At 63.4% G+C, this 24,338-nt stretch carries 12 protein-coding genes and 2 pseudogenes; 8 read left to right on the top strand and 6 right to left on the bottom strand.

What is annotated here, in order from left to right; translation table 11 throughout:
- From MFF34_RS19580 to MFF34_RS19570, 3 genes and pseudogenes are all read right to left on the bottom strand, one after another.
- A partial coding sequence (locus MFF34_RS19580; protein WP_238215944.1) for a non-ribosomal peptide synthetase occupies positions 1 to 6,183 on the bottom strand: 6,183 nt, incomplete at its 3' end.
- Position 6,184: 1 nt separating this feature from the next.
- Positions 6,185 to 12,568: a non-ribosomal peptide synthetase gene (locus tag MFF34_RS19575; protein WP_238215943.1), complete on the bottom strand. Its 6,384-nt coding sequence runs from the start codon at positions 12,566 to 12,568 to the stop codon at positions 6,185 to 6,187.
- Positions 12,569 to 12,620: 52 nt separating this feature from the next.
- Positions 12,621 to 13,589: pseudogene (locus MFF34_RS19570) on the bottom strand (TauD/TfdA family dioxygenase); the annotation flags it as partial.
- A 179-nt stretch (positions 13,590 to 13,768) separates the two neighbouring features.
- Here MFF34_RS19570 and azu point away from each other — a divergent pair.
- The 3 genes from azu to MFF34_RS19555 all read left to right on the top strand — a co-directional run bounded on the left by azu (position 13,769) and on the right by MFF34_RS19555 (position 16,983).
- Positions 13,769 to 14,221, top strand: coding sequence for an azurin (gene azu / locus MFF34_RS19565; RefSeq protein WP_238215941.1), 453 nt, complete (start codon positions 13,769 to 13,771; stop codon positions 14,219 to 14,221).
- Positions 14,222 to 14,267: 46 nt separating this feature from the next.
- Positions 14,268 to 15,920 (top strand): cyclic peptide export ABC transporter, encoded by a 1,653-nt coding sequence (locus MFF34_RS19560; protein WP_238215939.1) that lies wholly within the window; start codon positions 14,268 to 14,270, stop codon positions 15,918 to 15,920.
- Between the two features lie 658 nt (positions 15,921 to 16,578).
- Positions 16,579 to 16,983: a hypothetical protein gene (locus tag MFF34_RS19555; protein ID WP_238215937.1), complete on the top strand. Its 405-nt coding sequence runs from the start codon at positions 16,579 to 16,581 to the stop codon at positions 16,981 to 16,983.
- A 174-nt stretch (positions 16,984 to 17,157) separates the two neighbouring features.
- Here MFF34_RS19555 and MFF34_RS19550 read toward each other — a convergent pair.
- Positions 17,158 to 17,460, bottom strand: a pseudogene (locus MFF34_RS19550) (type II secretion system protein GspD); the annotation flags it as partial.
- Between MFF34_RS19550 and MFF34_RS19545 the strand changes: the two are divergent.
- Both MFF34_RS19545 and MFF34_RS19540 read left to right on the top strand, forming a co-directional pair.
- The gene (locus tag MFF34_RS19545) at positions 17,451 to 17,933 is read left to right on the top strand and encodes a hypothetical protein (protein WP_238215950.1); all 483 of its coding nucleotides are present in this window, start codon (positions 17,451 to 17,453) and stop codon (positions 17,931 to 17,933) included. The pseudogene MFF34_RS19550 and the gene MFF34_RS19545 overlap by 10 nt on opposite strands.
- Before the next feature lie 2 nt (positions 17,934 to 17,935).
- Complete coding sequence (locus MFF34_RS19540) at positions 17,936 to 18,598, top strand: hypothetical protein (protein ID WP_238215935.1); 663 nt, start codon at positions 17,936 to 17,938, stop codon at positions 18,596 to 18,598.
- Positions 18,599 to 18,681: 83 nt separating this feature from the next.
- Here the strand turns inward: MFF34_RS19540 and MFF34_RS19535 are convergent, their stop codons facing one another.
- Both MFF34_RS19535 and cysK read right to left on the bottom strand, forming a co-directional pair.
- A complete protein-coding gene (locus MFF34_RS19535) occupies positions 18,682 to 19,617 on the bottom strand; it encodes an aspartyl/asparaginyl beta-hydroxylase domain-containing protein (protein WP_238215933.1) in 936 nt (311 codons plus the stop codon).
- Positions 19,618 to 19,789: 172 nt separating this feature from the next.
- The gene (gene cysK / locus MFF34_RS19530) at positions 19,790 to 20,764 is read right to left on the bottom strand and encodes a cysteine synthase A (RefSeq protein ID WP_027594589.1); all 975 of its coding nucleotides are present in this window, start codon (positions 20,762 to 20,764) and stop codon (positions 19,790 to 19,792) included.
- Positions 20,765 to 20,897: 133 nt separating this feature from the next.
- Between cysK and MFF34_RS19525 the strand changes: the two genes are divergently transcribed.
- The 3 genes from MFF34_RS19525 (at position 20,898) to MFF34_RS19515 (ending at position 24,235) form a co-directional block, all read left to right on the top strand.
- Positions 20,898 to 21,971 (top strand): DUF748 domain-containing protein, encoded by a 1,074-nt coding sequence (locus MFF34_RS19525; protein ID WP_238215931.1) that lies wholly within the window; start codon positions 20,898 to 20,900, stop codon positions 21,969 to 21,971.
- Between the two features lie 229 nt (positions 21,972 to 22,200).
- A complete protein-coding gene (locus MFF34_RS19520) occupies positions 22,201 to 23,046 on the top strand; it encodes a MoxR family ATPase (protein WP_027594591.1) in 846 nt (281 codons plus the stop codon).
- Between the two features lie 10 nt (positions 23,047 to 23,056).
- Positions 23,057 to 24,235 carry a VWA domain-containing protein gene (locus MFF34_RS19515; RefSeq protein WP_027594592.1) on the top strand — a complete coding sequence of 393 codons (1,179 nt, stop codon included), beginning with the start codon at positions 23,057 to 23,059 and terminating at the stop codon, positions 24,233 to 24,235.
- Positions 24,236 to 24,338 lie beyond the last annotated feature (103 nt).

The raw sequence follows: 24,338 nt of genomic DNA, 5'->3' as shown, positions 1-24,338 counted from the left end.
GCTGCGCTCCATGGCGATGCCTACCAGCACGTCCGGGCCCACACCCAGTTCACGCAGCTTGTGCGCCAGCTGGTTGGCTTTGCCGTTGAGTTCGGCGTAGCTCAGGGTCTGCTCGCCGAACACCAACGCCGGGGCGTCCGGGGTGGCGAACACCTGGGCTTCGATCAGTGAGTGGATGCTGCGCTCATTCGGGTACGCCGCGAGGGTGTCGTTCCAGCCCTCGACCATCAACTGCTGTTCTTGCAGGCTCAGCATCGGCAGCTCGCCGACTACTGCATCCGCATCGGCGACCAATGCCTGCAGCAGGCGGGTGAAATAACCCGCCAACCGGCCAATGCTCTCGTCGCTCCACAGGGCACGGTCATGGCTGTATTGCATCGACAGAGTCGCGCCCAGTTCTACCACCAGCGTCAGCGGGTAGTTGGTCTGCTCTTGCACAGCCACGTCGCCAAAGCGCAACCCGCCCGGCGCGCCTTGTTGCAGCGCCTCGGACACCGGGTAGTTTTCAAACACCAGAATGCTGTCGAACAGCGCGTCACCACCCTGCCCGGCCCAGCGCTGCACGTCGTACAGCGGGGTGTGCTCGAACTCGCGCAACGCCAGGTTGCAGCCTTGAACCTGGGCGATCCACTCGCCGACACGTTGCTCGGCGCGGGGTGCACCAATCACCGGCAGGGTGTTGATGAACAGACCGATCTGCTCCTCAACGCCTGGCAAATCTGCCGGGCGGCCGGCCACGGTGGCGCCGAAGCAGACACTGGCCTGGCCGGTATAGCGCTGCAACAGCAGCAGCCAGGCCGATTGCACCAGGGTGTTGACGGTGACGCGGTTAGCGCGGGCGAAGGCTTCAATGCGGGCGGTCTGCTCGGCATCGAGGGCCAGGCGATGATCACCATAGCCGCTGCCCGCAACGCCCGCGCTCCCGGCAATGGCCTGGGCCAGGCGCGTCGGCTCATCGAGCGCGGCCAGCTGGGCCTGCCAGAAGGCTTCGGCGACCGCCGCGTCCTGGCCTTGCAGCCAGGCGATATAGTCGCGGTAGTGCGTGGCCTGGGCCTTCGGCGCCATGCCTGCGTAACGTTGCAGCACTTCACCCAGCAGGCGCGAGGTGCTCCAGCCATCCATCAAGATGTGGTGGTTGGTGTAGATCAGGTGGTGGCGGGCTTCGCCCGTTTGCACCAGCACCAGACGCAGCAGCGGCGCTTCGGTCAGGTCGAACCCTTGTTGGCGCTCGCCTTCGGCCAGCGCCTGCAGGGCCTGCTCAAGCGCCGGCTGGCCACGCCAGTCATGCTCGCTGCACGGCAACGCCAACGATTTGCGCACCACCTGCACGGCCTGCTCCAGCTCGCCCTGCAGCACAAAACTGCTGCGCAGGATGTCATGAGCATCGAGCGCAGCCTGCCAGGCCTGCTTGAAGCGCTGCACATCCAGCCCCTCGACATCGACCCGCAACTGGTTGATGTAGTTGCCGGCCTGCTGATCGTACAGGGTGTGGAACAGCATGCCCTGCTGCATCGGCGACAGCGGATACACATCGGCGATCTGCGCTGCAGGTACAGGCAAGCAGTCCAACTGGCCCTGGGTGAGCGCGGCCAATGGGAAGTCCGAAGGCGTCACGCCGTGGTGCTGCGCCTGGCAGCAATGCTCGACCAACTCGGCCAGTGCCTGCTCGTAGGCCTGGGCCAGTTGCTGGATGGTTTCCGGGTGGTAGACGTCTTCGCTGTAGGTCCACTCCAGGAACAGCTCGCCGCCATACACCTGGCCGGTGATGCTCAGCCAGTTGCCCAGTTGCGCACCGGCGCATTGGGTACGCCCGGCGCTTTCGCCGCTCGGGCTGAACAAGGCAGCATCGTCCGTCGTGAAACTGCTGTCGAACTGGCCCAGGTAGTTGAAGGTGACGCGTGGCTGCGCAGCGCCGCTGAGCCGCTCGCGGACCGGGGTATCGCCCAGGTAACGCAGCAGGCCGTAACCGATGCCCTTATCCGGCACCGCGCGCAATTGCTCTTTGATTGCCTTGATCGACGGGCCCAGCGCCTGGCCAGGGGCAAGGCGTACCGGGAACACGCTGGTGAACCAACCCACCGTGCGGCTGAGGTCAAGGTCGTCGAACAGGTCTTCGCGGCCATGGCCTTCCAGTTGCACCAGCACCTCGTCCTGCGCGCTCCACTGGCACAGGGTACGCGCCAGCGCGGTCAGCAGCAGGTCGTTGACCTGGGTGCGGTAGGCGGCGGGTGCCTGCTTTAGCAACTGGGCGGTACGCGCGGCATCCAGGCGCGATGCAGCGGTACGGGCATGCTGGTTGCCCAGGCTGCCCTGCGGGTTGTCACGCGGCAGTTCTGCCGGGCTGCCTTGCAGCACCTGCTGCCAGTAGTCAGCCTGGGCGTGCAGCGCTGGGCTGCTGGCGTGAGTGACCAGGCGCTCGGCCCAGGTTTTCACGCCGCAGGTTTTGGCCGGCAGGCTAACGACCTGCCCGTTCAGGCGTTGCTGGTAAGCCTCTTGCAGGTCCTCCAGCAGTACCCGCCATGACACGCCGTCTACCACCAAGTGGTGGATGACCAACAGCAAACGCTGCTGGCCATCGGCGACGTCGAACAGTTCGGCACGCAGCAGCGGCCCGTGCTCCAGGTCGAGGCTGGCTTGCACCTCGGTACCCGCAGCGTCCAGTTCGCTCAACGCCGCGAGGCTGCGCTGGCGCAGCACCGGCGAAGCGTCCAGGGCCTGGAAGCGGGCCTGCCACTGGCCGTTCTGGCGGCTGAAGCGCAGGCGCAAGGCATCGTGCTGTTCCAGCACCGCACGCAGGGCCGCTTCCAGGTGCTCCACTTGCACACGCTGGGCCGGTTTCAGCAGCACCGACTGGTTCCAATGCGCAGGCTGTGCGATGTCCATCTCGAAGAAACGCACCTGGGCCGGCAGCAGCGCCACCTCACCGCGGGTCGCGGTATCCACGGGGGCTGCAGGCGGTTGCTTGGCTTCGATGCGCTTGGCGACCTGGGCCAGTTGGCCAACGGTCTGCTGCTCGAACAGTTGCTTGGGGGTGATCTTGATGCCTTGGCGCTTGGCCCGGGCGATGATCTGCAGGCTGAGGATGGAGTCGCCACCCAACTCGAAGAAGTTGTCGCTGCTGCCCACGCGTTCCAGCTTAAGCACATCAGCCCACACGGCGGCGAGCTTCTCTTCGACCTCGCCTTCTGGGGCCACATAGCCGCGGCTTACCGCGCCCGGTGTGGGCAAGGCACGCTTGTCGAGCTTGCCGTTGGCGGTCAGTGGCAGGCGCTCGAGCAACAGGATGTGTGCGGGCACCATGTAGTCAGGCAGGCGCGTCTGCAGATGCGCCTGCAACTGCTGCGTGCTCATGCCCCCTTCAGCCACCACATAGGCCACCAACTGCAGGCGCTCGGCATCGCCTTCCAGCGGCACGGCCAGGACCACGGCGTCGCTGACACCGGGCAGCCCGGCGATGACTCGGCCGATTTCACCCGGCTCGACGCGATAGCCACGGATTTTCACCTGGTCATCGGCACGCCCGGTGAATTCGATCAGGCCTTCAGCACTCATTCGCGCTCGGTCGCCCGTGCGGTACAGGCGGGCGCCACCCGCAGCCGGTACAAAGCGCTCGGCCGTCAGCCCCGGCTGGCCCAGGTAGCCCTGAGCAACACCCTGCCCACCCAGGTACAGCTCGCCGACCACGTGCGGCGCCAGCGGGTTGAGGTAACCATCGAGCACCTGGGCGCAGGCATTGCCCAGCGGGCGACCGACCGGCACCGTGCGGCAGCCTTGCAGACGCTGGCCTGGCTCGAAGGTCAGCACGCCGACCGTGGTCTCGGTCGGGCCGTAGTGGTTGATCACCCGGCACCCCGGGCGCAACTCACGGACTTTTTCCAACAGGCTCCAAGGGCATGCTTCGCCGCCCAGAATCAACGCTTCGGCAGGCAGCACCTCGGCGGCGCGGGACGCTTGCAGCAGGCCTTGCAGGTGGCTTGGCACCAGCTTCACCACGCCCACCTGGTGCTGCGCCATGTAGCTGGCGAAACCGTCGGGGTCGAAGGCCAGTTCTTGCGGCAACAAATGCAGCAGGCGGCCCGAGGCCAGGGCACCGAACAGTACGGTGTGGCCCAGGTCGGCGGCGGTGGTGGACACCATGGCCATGCTCGCACCGGCGGGCAGTTGCAGGCGCTCCAGCACGGCTTGGATGTAGCTGGCCAGCGCCCCGTGGCTGACCACCACGCCTTTCGGCTGGCCGGTCGAGCCCGAGGTGTAGATGAGGTAGGCCGGCTGTTCAGGGCTGACTGCAACCTCTACCCGGCTGTCGCTGCAGCCTGCCCAGGTGGCGGGCTCACAGGCAACCGCATGCACCCCGTCGAGCCCCGCGAAGCGTGTATCGCCCGGCTCATGCAGCAGCACGGCAGCGCCACTGTCGACGATCAACTGCTGCAAGCGCTCCTGCGGCTGCAGGGTGTCCAGCGGCAGGTAGGCGGCGCCGGTCTTGAGGACTGCCAGCAAGGCCGTGACCCACTCAATGGAGCGCGGCAGGCACAGGGCAACGATGCTGCCAGCACCGACGCCGCGCTGGCGCAGGTAGTCGGCCACGCGGTTGGACGCAGCGTCCAGCCCGGCCTGGGTCATGAAGCGGTCACCTGCGCGCACGCCACCTTGGGCCTGCCCTTGGGCCATCGCCTGGTGCCACAAGGCGAGGACGTCGCGGTGCGGGTAGGCTGCTGGCGCGGCCTGCTGCTGCGCCGCCACTTCAAGGTGCTCGACGATCGGCGTGTGCGGGGCGTGGCTGAGCACGTCCAGCACGCGCCGCAGCGAATCCGCCAGGCGCTGAATGGTGGCCTGCTCGAACAGGTCGGTGGCGTAGGTGAAATACCCCTCGATGCCATCGGGTTTGTCCGAGAAGTCGAAGGCCAGGTCAAAGCGCGCATCGCCCCCTTCGCGGGCAAAGCCTTCTACCTCCAGCTCGCCCAGGCGCTTGCGCGAGGGGTCGCCGGCCGCCACGTGCTGGTTGATCTTGAACTGGAACAGCGGGTTGTGGGCCAGGTTGCGTTCTGGCAGCAAGGCATCCACCAGGTGCTCGAACGGCAGCTCCTGGTGCGACTGGGCGCCGCCGATCACGTCCTTGACCTGCTCCAGCAGCGCAGCGAAGGTCGCGCGCTCGTCCACTTGCACACGCAGCACTTGGGTATTGATGAAGAAGCCGATCAGGCCTTCCAGCTCTTTGCGGTTACGCCCGGCATTCGGTGCGCCGATGCGGATGTCCGACTGCCCGCTGTAACGCGACAGCACCACCGCCATGGCAGCCAGCATCAGCACGAATACGGTGTGGCCGCCCTTGCGTGCCTGGGCGCGCAAAGCCTCGGCCTGCTCGGCGCCGATGTTCAGCTTGAGCACCGCGCCGCGATAGCTCGGTGTGGCCGGCCGCTCGAAGTCCAACGGCAGGCTCAGCAACGGCTGCTCGTCACCCAGTTGCGCCTGCCAGTACGCCAGCTGGCGCTGGGCCTCACCGGCCTCCAGCCAGGCACGCTGCCAGATCGCATAATCGGCGTACTGGATCGGCAGGGCCGGCAATTCGGCCTGGCGGCCTTCAGCCAACGCGGTGTACAACTGGATGAATTCCTGCACCAGCAGGTCGCTCGACCAACCGTCGGAGATGATGTGGTGCATGCTCAGGGCCAGCACATGGTGCTCGGCGTCCACGCGCAGCAGCGTAACCCGCATCAACGGCCCGGCCAGCAGGTCGAACGGCTGCTTCAGCGCGGCATCGACAGCGACGCTCAAGGCGGCTTCATCGTCCTGGCACTCGACCACGTCCAGCACCAGCGGGCAGGCGTCGAGAATGTCCTGATGGAGCTCGCCTTCATCCGAGACGAAGCGGGTACGCAGCGACTCGTGACGGCTGACCAGCGCATCCAGCGCCTGCTGCAATACCGCCAGGTCGAGTGCGCCCTTGAGGCGCACGGCCATCGGCACGTTATAGGCCGGGCTGTCGGGCTCCAACTGCCAGAGGAACAGCAAGCGCTGCTGGGCAAACGACAACGGAATGCGCGCCAGGCTCTGGCGTGCGGGCACGATGGGCAACAGGCGGAAGCTTTGCCCGGTGGCCTGCATTTTCTCCAGAATCTGCTGACGCTGCTCCACAGGGAGGCCGACGAAGCGTTGGGCAATGCGTTGTGCTGCAGTGAGTTCCATGTCAGGCCTCTGTGAATTCATTCATCATTTTTTCGATATCGCTCAGGCCGTCGTCGCTCAGCGACAGGCCTTGCTCGTCCAGTGCCTGGGCGAACGCACGCAGCTCGGGGTGGGCGAAGATCAGCCGCAGGGGCAGGTCCAGCCCCAGCTCCACGTTGATGCGCGAAACTGCCTGTGCGGCCAGCAGGGAGTGGCCGCCGAGCTCGAAGAAGTTGTCGTTCAGGCCAACCTGGCCGAGGTTCAGCAATTGCGCCCAGATCCTCGCCAGTTGCTGTTGCAGTTCGGTCTGCGGCGCTTCGTAGTCGTGCTGCGGCTGGCTGGGGTCGGGCAGCGGCAGCGCCTTGCGGTCGAGCTTGCCGCTGGGGGTCAGCGGCATGTTCGGCAGGGTCACCAGGTAGGACGGGATCATGTAGTCCGGCAGGCTGGCCTTGAGGTACTGCTTGAGCGCCTGGCGCAGGTCGCCAGTGCTGCCTTCGACAGGCACGGCATAGGCGCACAGCTGCTTCCCGCTGGGCAGGTCGATAGCCAGTACCGTTGCCTCACGCACATCTGGATGCGCGCGCAGGTACTGCTCGATCTCGCCCAGTTCAATACGGAAGCCGCGCACCTTCACCTGGTGGTCAGCTCGCCCGCGATAGGCCAGTTGCCCCTGCTCGTCGTAGTAGCCGAGGTCGCCGGTGCGGTACAACCGGCCTCCACCCACGGGGTCGAACGGGTCGGGAATGAAGCGTTCGGCTGTCAGCGATGGGCGTTGGTGGTAACCCCGCGCCAGGCACCCTGCCCCGCCGATGAACAGTTCGCCCGACACGCCGACCGGGGTCGGCGCCAGGCCGTCGTCCAGGGCGTGCAAGGTCCGGCCTGGCAACGCGCGGCCAATCGGCACGCCGCCTGCGCTGATCTGCTCGGGCGTCATTGGCGAGCAGTCGAACGTGGTGGCGACCACGGTCGCCTCGGTCGGGCCGTAGGTGTTGAGCAGGCGCACCGCCGGCGGCCCGTCGGCCAGCCAGGCGCGCAGGGCATCTTCCGGCACCGCTTCACCGCCCACGTGGATCTGCTTGAGCCGGCCATAGGCCTCGGGTGCGCGACGCTCCAGGGCCAGTAGGCGCCAGTAGGCCGCCGGCAGGTCGGCCACGGTAACCCCGTGGCGGTTGATCTCGTCCACCAGGGTGTTGGTGTCCCACAGCCGCAGGTCGCGCAGCACCACGCAAGCGCCTTGCGCCAGCGGCGGGAAAAACTGCTCGATGAAGCCGTCGAAGCTGAAGGTGGCGAACTGCAGCACACGGTCTTCCGGGCTCAGGCGCGAGTAGTCGCCAGCCACCTGGCAGAACACCGACAAGGCATGGTGATCGATGGCCACGCCCTTGGGCATGCCGGTGGAACCGGAGGTGTAGATGACATAGGCGAGGTTGTGCGGCGCGGCCAGGTTCGGCAGCGGCTCGGCTGGCCAGGCGTGCAGCCACTGGGTGCCGGGCTCGAGCACCACGCAAGGCAGCTGATTATCCAGCTGCAAGCGCGCCAGCGACGGCGCATCGGCCAGCAGCAGGCCGATGCCGCTGTCCTCGACCATGTACGCCAGGCGCTCTTGCGGGTAGTCCGGGTCCAGCGGCACATAGGCACCGCCAGCCTTGTGAATGGCGATCAGCGCCAGTGCCATGCCCAGGCCGCGCTCGACGGCTACACCTACCAGGCGGTCTGGGCCTACGCCCAGGGCACGCAGGCGGTGGGCCAATTGGTTACTGCAGCGGTCCAGCTCGGCGTAACTCAGTTGCTGGTCGTCGAAAATAAGCGCCACGGCGTCGGGCCGCGCACTTGCCTGACGCTCCAGCAACTGGTGCGCACACAGGCCGCTGCTGGCCTGCGGTGCCGGGTTCCAGCCTTGAGTCAGTTGACGGCGCTCAGCGTCGGCCAAGAAGTCCAGCTCGGCGATGCAGCGCTGCGGCTCGGCACAGATGGCTTCGAGCAGCGCTTGCCAGTGCCCGGCCATGCGCTCGATACGCGGGGCATCGAACAGGTCGGTGGAGTAGTTGAACGAGGCCGTTACACCGTCGGAGCGTTCCAGGGTGTTAAGCGAGATGTCGTACTGCGCGCCCGGCTCCAGCAGGTCCACTTCCCGGACCTTGAGGCCGTGCAGGGCATCGCTGGACACCTGCTCGCCCAAGTCGCGCAAGTGGTTGTACAGCACCTGGAAGAACGGGTTCACGCCCTGGTCGCGCTCGGGGTACAGGGCTTCGGCCACCTCAAGGAACGGCACGTCCTTGTTGGCCTGGGCCTGCAACGTGGTCTCCTTGATCGCGGCCAGCAGTTGCGGGAACGGCAGGCTGCCATCGACGCCCACCCGCGCCACCACCACGTTGATGAAGAAGCCGATCAGCCCTTCGAGCTCCAGGCGGTTGCGGTTGGTGACGGGCACGCCGATGTTGATCGTGTCCTTGCGGCTGTAGCGCGACAACACGATGGCATAGGCCGCTAAAAAGACATGGAACAGCGTGGCATTGGACGCCACCGCCAATGCCCGCAGGCGCTCGGTCAGGGCCAGCGGCAGGCGCACATCGAAGCGGCTGCCCTGGTAGCTTTTGACCTGCGGGCGAATACGGTCGGCGGGCAGTTCGAGGACCTCGAAGTCGTCTTCAAGGCGCGCTTTCCAATAGTCGATCTGTGCCTGCATCTGCCCCTCGTCCAGCCATTTGCGCTGCCAGGCGGCGAAGTCGGCGTACTGCACCGGCAGCGGTTCGATGGCCCGCACCTGGCCGCTGGCGGCCGCGTTGTAGGCCGCTGCGAACTCGCGTACCAGCAGGCTCATCGACCAACCGTCGGAGACGATGTGGTGCAGGGTCAGCGACAGCAGGTGCTCTTGCGCATGCACCTTGAACAGGCGGGCACGCAGCAGTGGGCCGTGCTCCAGGTCGAACGGGGCGAAGGCTTCAGCCTCGAGCTTGCGCATCTGCGCGGCTTCGTCCTGGCCACTGAGGTCTTCGAAACCGATCGGCACCGAGGCGGCGGGCAGGATGCGTTGCCACGGCAAACCGTTAGCTTCGACAAACACCGTGCGCAGTGACTCGTGGCGCGCCACCAGCGCATCCAGCGCGGCCTGCACCGCAGCACGGTCGAGGGTGCCTTGCATGCGCACGGCCATTGGCGTGTTGTAAGCCAGGCTTTCGGGGTTGAGCTTCCAGAACAGCCACTGGCGGTTTTGCGAGCGGGACACCGGCAGTGGCTGCTCGCGGTCGAGGATCTCGATCTCAAGCCCTGCACCCTGCTCGCCCTCGGCCACGGCCTGGGCGAAAGCCTGCAGGTCGACCGTGTCGAACAGGGTACGCAGCGGGATGTCCAGGCCCAGGTGCTTGCGCACCCGCGATACGGCCTGGGTGGCCAGCAGCGAGTGCCCGCCCAGGGCAAAGAAGTTGTCGCTCAGGCCCACCTGCGGCACCTGCAGCACTTCAGCCCAGATCTGCGCCAGTTGCACCTGCAGCGGGGTCACTGGGGCCTGATAGGCGGCCTGGATGGCGACCGGCTCGGGCAGCGCTTTGACGTCGACCTTGCCGTTGACCGTGACCGGCAGTTGCGCCAGCACCATCAGGTGGGTCGGCACCATGTGCTCGGGCAGCAGGCCTTTGAGCGTGGCGCGAATCGTGTCCTGCCAAGCTTGGCTGTCTGCCGGCATTTGGCTGGGCACCAGCCAGGCCGCCAGCACCGCTTCCGGTGCCTGGCCCTTGACCCGGACCACGGCGTTGACGACGCCTTCCAGACTAAGCAACTGCTGCTCGATCTCGGCCAGTTCCACGCGGTAACCGCGGATTTTCACCTGGCCGTCCATGCGCCCGGCAAACTGCAGCTCGCCAGCGGCGTTGTGCCGTACCCAGTCGCCACTGCGGTAAAGGCGTTCGCCGTGGGCACCACTTGGGTCGGGCACGAAGCGCTCGGCGGTGAGCGCCGGGCGGCCGAGGTAGCCACGGGCAAGGCCGGCGCCGCCGATGTACAGCTCGCCCTTGGCCTTGGCCGGCAGTGGCTGCAGGCAGCTGTCGAGCACGCTGACAGTTGCGTTGGCCAGCGGTTGGCCGAGCGACGCCTGATCGTCCAGTTCAGCCACCAGCACGCCGACCGTGGTCTCGGTCGGGCCGTAGTGGTTGAACACCTTGAGTGCCGGCGCCAGGGCGCGGATTTTGCCGAGTAGGCCCGGGCTGATGGCTTCGCCGCCCAGCACTAGGCACTGGCCAGGCAGTGCCGCGCGACCGGCGCCCAACATGGCCTCCAGGTGCGAGGGCACGATCTTAAGGGCGTCCACCTGGTGCTGTGCCAGGTAGGCCGCAAAGCCCTCGGCATCCAACACTTGCTCGCGCAGCATCAGGTGCAAGGTCTGGCCGCCACACAGGGCGCCGAACAGCATGGTGTGGCCAAGGTCCGCTGCCGGGGTCGAGACTTGCGCCATGCTGTGGATCTGCCCCACCGGCAGGCGTGCGGCGATGCCCTCAACGTAGTTGCCCAAGGCGCCATGGCTGATCGCGACGCCCTTGGGCTGGCCGGTGGTGCCGGAGGTGTAGATCACGTAGGCGAGGTTGGCTGCGGCAGCACTAGGGCGTGGCGTGTTTTGGCTTAGGGCTTGGGTATGTTCCCACGCCAGCCGGGAGACGCCTTCTGGCAGTTCCGCCTGCCAGTTGCCAGGCGCCAGCACCCGCTGGGTGCCGCTGTCGGTGAGCAGGTAGGCCAGGCGTTCGGCCGGTTGTTCAGGCTCCAGGGGCAGGTACGCGCCGCCCGCCTTGAGCACGCCGAGGATGCTGGCGAGCATGCCGACACTGCGGTCAGCCAGCACGCCGACCAGGGTGTCTGGCTGCACGCCAGCTTCGACCAGCCTGTCGGCGATGGCCTCGGCGCGGGCATCGAGTTCGGCGTAGCTGGCTGCCTCGCCGGCGGCCATCACTGCGGTGCGCGCGGGGTGGCGGCGGGCGGCGTCGGCAAAGCGCTGGTGAACCAGCAGCGGCTCGACCAAATGACCTGGCACACCCCGAGTGGCTGCCAGGCCAGGCAACGGCAACTCGCCCACCGCGCCAGCGGTGTCATCGGCCAGCGCCTGCACCAAGGCCAGCCATTGCTCGCCCAGGGCCTCGATCGTGGCCGCATCGAACACGTCCAGGGCATAGGTGAAGGCCGCATGCAGCTGCCCGGCACGCTCGTGGGTATCCAGCGCCAGGTCGAAACGGGCGCTGTGCTTTTCCAGGGTGATCGGCGCCAGGCTCAGCCCAGAGCAGGTCTTGATGGCTTCGACATCCGCCACCTGGGCCTGATGGTTGAACAGCACGCGGAACAGCGGGCTGTCGGTGCTACGGGGCAGGTCCAAGGCTTCGACCAGTTGCTCGAACGGCAGGTCCTGATGGCTCTGCGCGCCCACGGCGGTTTCGCGCACGCGCTGCAACAGGCCGGTGATATCCAGCAACGGGTCGAGCTCGGTGTGCAGCACTTGGGTATTGATGAAGCAGCCGATCAAGCCCTGGCTTTCGGCGCGGTTGCGGTTGGCGATGGGCACGCCAACGCGGATTGCGCCCTGCCCGCTGTAGCGCTGCAGCAGCAGCTTGAAGGCCGCCAGCAAAACCATGAACAAGGTAACGTTGTGCCGACGCGCCAGGCCGCGCAGGCGCTCGGCGACATCGGCAGCAATCGGGAATGCGTGGCGGGCGCCGCGGTAGCTTGGCCGGCCGTTACGGGTGCGGTCCAGCGGCAGCTCCAGTGGGGCGTGATCATCGCCCAGGCGCGCCTGCCAGTACGCCAATTGGCGGTCCTGCTCACCAGCCTCGAGCCAGCTGCGCTGCCACAGGGCATAGTCACGGTACTGGATCGGCAGGGGCTCGAGTGTGGCTTGGGTGCCGGCCACGGCGGCGTCGTACAGGTGCAGGAATTCGTCGATCAACACGTTCATCGACCAGCCATCGGCGACGATATGGTGCAGGGTTAGCAGCAGGACATGTTCCTGCGCTGCCAGTTGCAGCAGGCGCACGCGCAGCAGCGGGCCGGTGGCCAGGTCGAAAGGCGCCAGGGCCTCGGCTTCGGCAATCGATTCGAGGGTGTGTTGGCGGGTCGCTTCGGCCAGTTCGCTCAGGCAGTCCTGGCGCAATTGCAGCGGGGCCGCGACGGCATCCACGTGCTGACGTACGTCATCGCCGTCGGCGACAAAGCGGGTGCGCAGGGTTTCGTGGCGGGCGACCAGAGCGTCGAATGCGTGTTGCAGGGCGCTCAGGTCCAATGGGCCATTCAGGCGCACGGCCATTGGCAGGTTATAGGCTGCGCCTTGGGGGTCGAGTTGCCAGAGGAACCACATGCGCCGCTGGGCGTAGGACAACCGGTCACGCTCGTCGACCTCGACACCCGGCGCAATCGGCAGCACGGAGAAGTCCATGCCCTCGCCCTGCAACGCTTTGAGGAACAGGCGGCGCTNNCCGCCCCACCTGAGAATGCCCCTGCGCCATCGCCACCACCACCTTGCGCTTCCCCGTAAACGGCGAACGCGCATGCGCCGCGAGCATGTTATCGAGCATCAGCACATCATTCTCCAGCCAAGGGAAACTGATAGTGCACTCATCCAACACCCCGCGTACCTCATCAAGCAACGCGTCCTCAATGGTCGAGCCATCGCCGTAATACACATTACGCGGCAGGTCCTCTTCCTCGACGATGTCCATCAACGACTCCCGCACCTCCGGCTGCAGGTTAGACACATGGAACAGGTGCGCCTGGTTGAACCACACGTCCTCCCCCGTCACCGGATGACGCGCCACTACCTGGCAGCGTTGGCGTGTGCGCAACTCGCCATCCTCCTTCCAGATGCATTCAATGGCATGCGCACGGCAGTAGGCCTCGACCTGCCGCGGGTCTTCGGTGTTGAACACCTGCGACCATTCCACGTCCAGGCCGTTGCCGTAGTTACGCACATACATCAGGCCCTTCTCGACCAAGCGCTCGCGAATACGCGCTGGCATCCGCCGATACACTTCGCGGCTGTCGGCAATCGGCGTCTCGCCGCCGGTCTCGGCGGGGATCACGCTGTAGAACCAGATTTTCATCGGCCACTCGAGGGTGTAGGCCTGCTCGTTGTGCAGCGGGATGCTCTGGTGCGCCGGGTACTCGGTCGAGGTGTAAACGCCTTGGGTCACGTTGCTGCGCGGCGTGGAGCCGAACTCGTAGTTGAGCAGCGGGTGGCCGAACGCGGCGGCGAACTGGCGAAAAGCCTCAGCCCCACCCACCTGGAAGCCCCTGAACAGGATGCCGCCGGCGTGCAGCAGGTGGCGGTCAACCAGCGGTTTCAGCTCGTCGAACGCGTCGAGCAGGTCGATGCCAGGCTCCGGCGCGCGCACCAACAACGGCAGGTCGCCGCGGGCAGCGTCCAGGGGTTCGATCGCAAAGCTCAGCAATTCACTCATGTACCGTCACCTCAAGCCAGGGCCGCCGTGGCGGCGAAAGGGATGCTGCGCCATCAGGGCGCCTGACTAGATGAACGAGCATGCCCGGCAGAAATTCACCCGCGCGAACACACAGGTAAAGCGAACGCGCGCCGGTTCGTCTGAACGATGTGCACCCTTTTATCGTCCAGGAACCCTACATGACTCGCCAGCTTCTGCTCCTCGCCTTGCTCGCCGCGGCCCCTGCCGTCGCCTGGTCGGCCGAGCACTGCGCCGTGGACATCCACGGCACCGACCAGATGACCTTCGACAAGGCCGAAATCACCATCCCCAAGGCCTGCACGTCGTTCACCGTCACCCTCGCCCACCCTGGCGAAATGCCGAAGAACGTGATGGGCCATAACTGGGTCCTGAGCACCCAGGCAGACATGCAAGGCGTGCTGGACGACGGCCTGAAGGCAGGCGAGGCACAGGACTACGTGAAGCCAGGCGATACCCGGGTCATCGCCCATACCCGCCTGATCGGCGGTGGCGAAAAAGACAGCGTCACCCTCGACACCCGTTCGTTGAGGGCCGGCACTGCCTACAGCTTCTACTGCTCGTTCCCATTCCACAGCACCTTGATGAAGGGCACCCTGGCCCTCGGGAGCTGACCCCGCCGCGCCGCCCACCTCCACTCCCTCACCGAGATCGCGCTTCATGAAAACGTCTTCCCCCGGGGCCATCCGCGAATTGCTGGGCCTGCTCAAACCCTACCGCCCGGCGGTCATCGTCTCGGTGCTGCTGGGCATGGTCGGCGGCCTGGCCGTGACCGCGCTGCTGGCCACCGTCAACCAGGGCCTGCATGCCCCCGATGGCATGAGCCAGGGCGTGATCCTGGCCTTCGCCGGCCTGTGCGTGCTGGCGCTGGTGAGCAGCGTGGCCGCCGACAGTGGCACCAACTACGTAGGCCAGAAGGTCATCGCCCGGCTGCGCAAAGACCTCGGCGCCAAGGTGCTGTCGGCGCCGATCGAGCAGATCGAGCGCTACCGCACCCACCGCCTGATCCCGGTGCTGACCCGCGACGTCGACACCATCAGTGACTTCGCCTTTGCCTTCGCCCCGCTGGCTATCTCGCTGACCACCGTGACTGGCTGCCTGGCCTACCTGGCCTGGCTGTCGTGGCCGATCTTCCTGATCACCCTGGTGGCGATCGGCATCGGCAGCGCCGTGCAGTACGTGGCCCGGCAAAAAGGCGTGGCCGGTTTCAACGCCGCCCGCGATGCCGAGGACAACCTGCAAAAGCACTACTCGGCGATTGCCGAAGGCGCCAAGGAGCTGCGCATCGACCGCCGCCGCCGCCATGCCATGCTGACCCGCAACATCCAGGGCACCGCCGACTTCATCGCCAACACCCACATCCGCGCCATCAACATTTTCGTGGCCGCCAAGAGCCTCGGCTCGATGCTGTTCTTCGTGGTCATCGGCCTGACCCTGGCCCTGCAGTCGCTGTGGCCGAGCAACGACCCGGCCGTAATGAGCGGGTTCGTGCTGGTGCTGCTGTACATGAAAGGCCCGCTGGAGACACTGATCGGCAACCTGCCGATTCTCGGCCGCGCGCAAGTGGCGTTCCGCCGCATCGCCGACCTGTCCGAGCGTTTTTCCTCACCCGAACCGCACCTGCTGCTGGACCAGCCGATCAAGCACACCGCCCCCGGCAGCGCGCACCTGGAGCTGCACAATGTCGAATACGCCTACCCACCGGTGGACGGTAACGAACCCTTCCGCGTCGGGCCGGTGAACCTGAGCATCGCGCCGGGCGAGATCCTGTTCATCGTCGGCGAAAACGGCTGCGGCAAGACCTCGCTGATCAAGCTGCTGCTGGGCCTGTATACCCCGCAACGCGGCGAAGTGCGCCTGAACGGCAAGGCCGTTGACCCGCAGGGGCTGGACGACTATCGCCAGCTGTTCACCACCGTGTTCGCCGACTACTACCTGTTCGAAGACCTGCCAGAGCACGAGCACAGCCTGCCCAGCGATGCCACGCGCTACCTGGAGCGGCTGGAAATCGCCCATAAGGTGAGCGTGCGCGATGGTGCGTTTACCACCACCGACCTGTCCACCGGCCAACGCAAACGCCTGGCGCTGGTCAACGCTTGGCTGGATGGGCGGCCGGTATTGGTGTTCGACGAATGGGCGGCAGACCAGGACCCGACCTTCCGCCGGGTGTTCTACACCGAGCTGCTGCCGGACCTGAAGCGGTTGGGCAAGACCATCATCGTGATCTCGCATGATGACCGCTACTTCGATACGGCGGACAAGGTGGTGCACCTGAGCCGCGGGAAGGTGGTCGAGGCACTAGAGCCGGCGTGAGGTAGCGCAGCGCGGGCTTGAGGGGCGGTCACGGCAATGACCGCCTTTTTTGTGCGCCCTGATAATGCAGGGGGATAGCCAGGTGGTTGTGATGGTATTTTGCCTTCGATGCTGTGATTTCTGTAATTCCCTCTGTCCCTGGCCTCGCAAGCGTCGCGATAGACGCGATAGACGCGATACGGGGTGGGAAAATATAGCAAGCTTCGGAAAAACGCTGACGACTGCCGAAAACGCGCCTTGGACGCCTGTCAGTTCCCCCTCAAAATTCACAAAAAACAGTTCAAACCAAATTCAAGCAGACCGCACGCCCGAGGCAGCAATCGACGCTAAATCTAATGGCTACGAACACAGCACCTCGAAAGACGGATCCGTCCTAACTCACCAATAGCCAGAAAACCTATAGATTCTATGAAAAATCCACGAGCACCGGCGGCCCGTCAGCTGCGATGCGCATGACAGGTGACAAAAAAGACCTGACAAAAATACGATTTGGATCAACACCATGATGCTAAAGTTAAACTTTCAAGACACCGTTGATATTACAACCAAAATCTCTGAGCATTTAGCGTTTAACAAGGAGCTCCCACAGAACGTATTCAAATATCGTGATTGTGTTTTCTATTTTATAGAAAGGCCCATACTGGACAATGACACGGTAATGGCGTCACTTATCGACTCCAGCACCCATCAATTTTGCGCGCCGGTGATCGTCAAATATCTGGGTGAGGCCACTCAAGAGGGTAGCTGCCTTTCCTTCAGCGGAAAGAATACCCTCAATGACCTTGAAGAATTTGAGCATGGCAACAGGACTTTTTTTGACGGCACGCTCGATTACCCGATAGTTCTATGTAGCCGCAACATGGAATGGCTAGCCATTGAAAGCGCATGCGATGAATTGGCGGTAATAGCGGTCAAGCGAGAATTCTTTAATGGCGAGTTCAAAGAGGTGATCCATGATCACTTCATTTCCATTGGCGAACTTGCAGCCATTTCAAAAAAACCTGGGCCCGATGGGACGCTCGCGCAAACCTATCTGAAAAATTTTGGCACCACGCAACAATAATGACTCCAGCAACACCAAGAGCGAGGGCGCTGCCCTCGCCTTGTGCCAATCGTTGCGACGGGAGCTGATTAACTGATCGCTAAGGTCCGGGCATGTGCTATCACTCCCGGCCCGGACCTTCCACACACAGCATTACTCAACGCAACACGGCGGGATAATCAGTTAATCAGTGGCTCACCCCTCACTCAATCCAGGCCGTATGAGCTGCAACTGTTGCCGATACTCATCCGTCACCTGGCGGGCCGTGCTGGCATCACTCACCACCTTCGGCGTGATCAGCACGATCAACTCGGTACGGCCATGGCTACGCTGCGTATCGCTGAACAGCCAGCCCACCCCAGGTACCCTGCCCAACCAAGGCACACGGCTCTGACTGTCGGCCTCGTTCTGTTTGATCAAGCCCCCCAGCAACACCGTCTGGCCGCTTTGCACCGCTACCTGGGTAGAGACTGCTCGCGTCGAGATACTTGGGTAACCCGTACAAATATGTGGACCCTGATGGCAAGCAAGCATTGAGTCAGACGCTTAGTAGTTTCTTTGCTCGGTTGCTTAGCGCGCTGACCGGTCGCACCATCACGACAAACTCCAACAACGGCTCAAACCAGGACCTTGGTGGGTTTGAATCTTCATTCAAGCTTGACAATACGCCTTCGTGGGCAGATCAAGACAACACCTCTAGCTGGAAAAACCGCCTGAGCTTCAACGAGGAGCACAATGAGGCATCGGATGATGATTTCGAAATCCCTGATGCGCCGGTTGTAAAGCTGACGGCTCGGGATGATAAATGGTGGAAAAACCAAGGTGTTGATGCACACGAGGAAAAAGCTAACTATGGGGACTCACGGCGAAACCTCGCCATCGACTCCCGCTCTAATGTTTGGACTGTAGATCGGTTCAAATCAACAAACCCCGAATTCCTCGGCCGCTTGAAAGACATGCGAAGGAAATGATAATGCACAACCTCTCATGGGAAAAAGACCTGACCCAAACGCCTGCTGGTCATCAATCCCGCATGCAAGCTTATATCTCCCCTCCAGGGGCACGCCAGCTGGTGAGCGCCTTGATGCACGAGGTCACAACAATCAGCGCAACCTTCTCGGACGAAGCGCTGCTTGTTTTCAAATTAACACTCGGCATTTCAGTATTTGAGAAGAAGACTGGGACGTTCTACGGCCTCTATGCGTCTGACACGGACAGTGATGCCTTGCCCAATTTCTGTATCCGCAAGGCCACATGGAGGATGGCTTTTGGCAATGTAGACAAAGTTCTGGAAAGCCTCGAATCAACGAGTAGCTTCTTCAGAAACTCACAACTGCCACTCGCTCATTCAGCGTTCGTCACAGAGGCCTGCAACGGAATAATTAGAAACATTGAAGTAACCCCCAAAACACCGCCAAGCGAGGACCCTCGAATACTGCGATATTATGCCCTAGAAGGTGACTATTCCCTCAGGGGGGAATACCGTGCATTCGACATGCATTCCGCTTACGTAGAGCAACTTTTTATGCACCTTGAAGCCTTGCATCGATCCACTGAAACACAGGGCAGCATACTTCCTGTACCCGGAACTTTTCGTATTTCCTATACGTTCGACGGGTTCGACTTCTTGAGATAGCACACCCCTAATACACAAGCACTTGCATCCGATTACAGATTTTGGGCCAGAGAGGGCTGCAAAGCAGCCCCAGTGGGTAGAAATCAGATCAACCAGCGATACAACAGATACGCCACCACCACCGCCAACACCGGCCGCAGAATGCGGTAGGCCTTGGGGTTGGCGCGCTTGAACTGCTTCACGTGGCTGCTGATCTTGTTGCTGAAGCGCTTGCTCCAGGCATACGCCTGGTTGATCCCGCCGACGCGCTCGTCGTCGGTGTTCTGCGGCGCGGTGGCGCGGCCGAGGAAGGCACTGACTTGGCGGTTGATGCGGGTCATCAGCGGGCTGCTCAGCGGGCGTTCGATGTCGCAGAACAAGATCACGCGGGTGACGTCGGTCTCGTTCTTGACCCAGTGCACGTAGGTCTCGTCGAACATCACGTCCTCGCCGTCACGCCAGGCATACACCTGGCCATCGACGTAGATGCGGCAGTCGTCGGAATTGGGCGTGGACAAGCCCAGGTGATAGCGCAACGAGCCGGCGAACGGGTCGCGGTGCGGGTTCAGGTGGCTGCCACCGGGCAGCAAGGCGAACATCGCGCCCTTGACGTTGGGGATGCTGCTGACCAACTCGACGGTGCGCGGGCACAGGGCCTCGGCCGACGGCAGCGGTTTGTCGTACCACTTCAGGTAGAAGCGCTTCCAGCCCTTCTTGAAGAACGAACCGAAGCCGGCGTCGTTGTCTTTTTCAGCTGCGCGAATGTAGCCCTCGTCGAACAGGCGCATGGCCTCTTCGCGGATTTCCTGCCAGTTGTCCTTCAGCACATCCAGTTCAGGGAAGCGCTGGCGGTCCAGGTACGGCTTGGACGGCACGCCAGAAAACAGGTACATCAAGGCGTTATAGGGGGCGAACAGCGCCGAATGGTTGACGAACTGGCGCAACACCGGCAGGCGCGCCTTGCCGCGCAGGTGCACGAACAGCACGCTGCCGAAAAACACCAGCAGGACACCCGCCTTGGCTGCAAAGGAAAAGGTCATGCAACACTCCTTGGAAAGGAAGCAGGCCTGCGCCGCCTGCTCCCGAAAAAATCATCCGGCCATCATAAACCCATCCCGCCCCGGTAAAAACAACCTGGGCGGGATCTCATTCATGAAGATTCTGCAATAAACCGGATTACCGAGTGTTGCGCCTGATCAGAGGACGAGGCGATTACTGCTGGTTTTCCTGCTCGCTGAACATATCGCTGAACAGCATGCTCGACAGGTAACGCTCACCAGAGTCGGGCAGGATTACGACGATGGTCTTACCCTGCATCTCTGGTTTTTCGGCCAGGCGCACTGCCGCCGCCATCGCTGCGCCACAGGAAATACCGCACAGAATGCCCTCTTCCTGCATCAGCCGAATGGCCATGGCCTTGGACTCTTCGTCGGTCACCGTCTCGACCTGGTCGACCATGGAGAGGTCGAGGTTCTTCGGCACAAAGCCCGCGCCAATGCCCTGGATCTTGTGCGGGCTGGGCTTGAGCTCTTCACCGGCCAGGGTCTGGCTGATCAGCGGCGAGGCCACCGGCTCCACCGCCACCGACAGGATCGACTTGCCCTGGGTCTGCTTGATGTAGCGCGAAACGCCGGTGATGGTACCGCCAGTGCCCACACCGGCCACCAGCACATCGACGGCGCCGTCGGTGTCGTTCCAGATCTCCGGGCCGGTGGTCTTTTCATGGATTGCCGGGTTGGCCGGGTTTTCGAACTGGCCTGGCTGGAAGTACTGGGCCGGGTCGGAGTTGACGATTTCGTTGGCCTTCTCGATGGCGCCCTTCATGCCCTTGGCCGGCTCGGTCAGCACCAATTCGGCACCCAAGGCCTTGAGCACTTTGCGCCGTTCAAGGCTCATCGAGGCCGGCATGGTCAGGATCAGCTTGTAGCCACGGGCGGCGGCAACGAACGCCAGGCCAATGCCGGTGTTGCCCGAGGTGGGCTCGACGATGGTCATGCCGGGCTTGAGCTTGCCGCTGCTTTCGGCGTCCCAGACCATGTTCGCGCCGATCCGGCATTTGACCGAGTAGCCCGGGTTGCGCCCTTCGATCTTGGCCAGGATGGTCACCCCACGCGGGGCGATGCGGTTGATCTGCACCAGCGGCGTGTTACCGATGGAATGGGCGTTGTCTGCGTAGATACGGCTCATGGCAGGGGTCCTTGAACAAGAAGATGCAGGGAAAGACTTCAAGGGTAAGCCTGCCCCGTTGGCCCGTAAAGCCTGTTCGAACTCCCAGGCGGCGGCTGCGGTCAACCGCACATCCAGCCTAGGAGAACCTTCGATGAAAGGTCGCTACCGCTGGCCGCTGGTCGGCCTGGCCAGCCTGGTCGTGCTGCTGGTGGCCCTGCACCTGGCCCTGCCCTACCTGGTGCGCGACTACCTCAACGACAAGCTGGCCGACATGGGTGACTACCGCGGCCAGGTCGTCGACGTCGACCTGGCTTGGTGGCGCGGCGCTTACCAGATCAACGGCCTGAAGATCGTCAAGACCAGCGGCAAGGTCCCGGTGCCGCTGCTCGATGCGCCCCTGATCGACCTGTCGGTGAGCTGGCACGCGTTGTGGTACGACCGCGCCGTAGTGGCCGAGGTGACCTTCGTGCGGCCAGCGCTGAACTTTGTCGATGGTGGCAGCAAGCAGGCGTCACAGACCGGCCGCGGCACCGATTGGCGCCAACAACTGGAAAAACTGCTGCCGATCACCCTCAACGAAGTACGCATCGAAGACGGCGTGCTCACCTTTCGTAACTTCACCTCCAAGCCCCCCGTCAACCTCAAGGCGACCCGGCTCGACGCCAGCATTCGTAACCTGACCAACGTGCGCAACGAAAAAGGCCGGCGCGACGCCAGTTTCGACGCCAATGCCGTGTTGTTCGGGGATGCCAAGGTCGAGAGCCGCGCTACCTTCGACCCGTTCAGCGACTTCGACGACTTCGAATTCCGCCTGCGCGCCACCGACATTCAGTTGCGCAAGCTCAATGACTTTGCCAGCGCTTATGGCAAGTTCGACTTCAATGCCGGGCATGGCGACCTGGTGATCGAAGCCCAGGCTGAGAAGGGCCGGCTTACGGGCTATATCAAGCCGTTGCTGCGCGATGTCGATGTGTTTAACTGGCAGCAGGACGTGCAGAACAAGGACAAGGGCTTTTTCCGCTCGGTGTGGGAGGCGCTGGTGGGGGGCACCGAATCGGTGCTGAAAAACCAGCCGAAAAACCAGTTCGCCACCCGGGTGGAGCTTAGTGGCAGTGTGCACAAGCAGGATGTCAGTGCCTTCGAGGCGTTTTTGCAGATCCTGCGTAATGGTTTTGTCCAGGCGTTCAATGCGCGGTATGAGCAGCCTGCGCCAAAGTCCGACTGAAAGCGCGTGACGGGGCATTCAGGGACTGAATACCCAGTCTGCGTTTGCAGGCGCCGAGCCCCGCGTTATAGTCGGTAACAAATCAAAAATAGGTACTGGCTGTCATGGCCCTATCGCCGGCAAGCCGGCTCCCACAGGGATACCACAGTTCTCAAGGCTTGTGGTGCTCCTGTGGGAGCGGGCTTGCCCCGCGAAAAGGCCGGCACAGCCACCCGCAGAGGACACTCCCATGAAGTTCGAAGGCACCCGCGACTACGTCGCCACAGACGACCTGAAACTGGCGGTAAACGCGGCCATCACCCTCGAACGCCCGCTGCTGGTCAAAGGCGAACCGGGCACTGGCAAGACCATGCTCGCCGAGCAGCTCGCGGCCTCCTTCGGCGCCCGCCTGATCACCTGGCACATCAAGTCCACCACCAAGGCCCACCAGGGCCTCTACGAGTACGACGCAGTCAGCCGCCTGCGCGACTCGCAGTTGGGCACCGAAAAAGTCCACGATGTGCGCAACTACCTGAAAAAGGGCAAGCTCTGGGAGGCCTTCGAGGCTGAAGAGCGGGTCATCCTGCTGATCGACGAAATCGACAAGGCCGACATCGAGTTCCCCAACGACCTGCTGCAAGAACTCGACAAGATGGAGTTCTATGTCTACGAAACCGACGAGACCATCAAGGCCAAGCAGCGCCCGATCATCATCATTACCTCGAACAACGAAAAAGAACTGCCCGACGCCTTCCTGCGCCGCTGCTTCTTCCACTACATCGCCTTCCCCGACCGCGCCACGCTGCAACAGATCGTCGACGTGCACTACCCGAACATCAAGCAATCGCTGGTCAGCGAGGCGCTGGACGTGTTCTTCGATGTGCGCAAAGTGCCGGGCCTGAAGAAAAAGCCCTCCACCTCCGAGCTGGTCGACTGGCTCAAGCTGCTGATGGCCGACAACATCGGCGAAGCGGTGCTGCGCGAGCGTGACCCGACCAAAGCCATCCCACCCCTGGCTGGCGCCCTGGTGAAGAACGAGCAGGACGTCCAGTTGCTCGAGCGCCTGGCCTTCATGAGCCGGCGCGGCAACCGCTGAGGGGCCGGCCATGCTGCTCAACCTGTTCAACGAAATGCGCGCGGCCAAGGTGCCGGTGTCGGTACGCGAACTGCTCGACCTGCTCAATGCCCTGCAAAAACGCGTGGTGTTCGCCGACATGGACGAGTTCTACTACCTGGCACGGGCGATCCTGGTGAAGGACGAGCGGCATTTCGACAAGTTCGACCGAGCATTCTCGGCCTACTTCAAGGGCCTGGAAAACCTCGACCGCCACCTTGAAGCGCTGATCCCCGAAGACTGGCTGCGCAAGGAGTTCGAGCGCTCGCTCACCGATGAAGAACGCGCGCAAATCCAGTCGCTGGGCGGCCTGGACAAGCTGATCGAGGAATTCAAGAAACGCCTCGAAGAGCAAAAGGAACGCCACGCCGGCGGCAACAAGTGGATCGGCACCGGCGGCACCAGCCCATTCGGTTCAGGCGGTTTCAACCCCGAAGGCATCCGCGTGGGCGAGGCTGGCAAGCGCCAGGGCAAGGCGGTGAAGGTGTGGGACCAGCGCGAGTACAAGAACCTCGACGACCAGGTCGAGCTGGGCACGCGCAACATCAAGCTGGCCTTGCGCCGGCTGCGCAAGTTCGCCCGTGAAGGCGCTGCCGAAGAGCTGGATATCGACGGCACCATCGACCACACCGCACGCGACGCCGGGTTGCTGAACATCCAGATGCGCCCAGAGCGGCGCAACACCGTCAAGCTGCTGTTGCTGTTCGACATCGGTGGTTCGATGGATGCCCACGTCAAAGTCTGCGAAGAGCTGTTTTCCGCCTGTAAGACCGAGTTCAAGCACCTGGAGTACTACTACTTCCACAACTTCGTGTACGAGTCGGTGTGGAAGAACAACCTACGGCGCACCTCGGAGCGGTTCTCCACCTTCGACCTGCTGCACAAGTACGGCGATGACTACAAAGTGGTGTTCGTCGGCGACGCGGCCATGGCGCCCTACGAGATCACCCAGCCCGGTGGCAGCGTCGAGCACTGGAACGAAGAAGCCGGGTATGTGTGGATGCAGCGCTTCATGGAGAAATTCAAGAAGATCATTTGGATCAACCCGTACCCGAAGCAGGCGTGGGACTACACGGCGTCTACGCACCTGGTGCGGGATTTGATCGAGGACAAGATGTACCCGCTGACCCTGCAGGGGTTGGAGGATGGGATGCGGTACCTGTCTAAGTGATATCACTTGCACCGGCCTCTTCGCGGGACAAGCCCGCTCCCACAGGTTCAAGTGCAGTCCAGGTAGGGTGCTGTTCTTAGGGACAGCACCCTATCTGTGGGAG

The organism is Pseudomonas sp. PAGU 2196, from assembly GCF_022179005.1.
Classification (GTDB): domain Bacteria; phylum Pseudomonadota; class Gammaproteobacteria; order Pseudomonadales; family Pseudomonadaceae; genus Aquipseudomonas; species Aquipseudomonas kermanshahensis.
The sequence above is the reverse complement of the archived record's forward strand: the minus strand, read 5'-3'. Positions and strand labels throughout refer to the sequence as shown.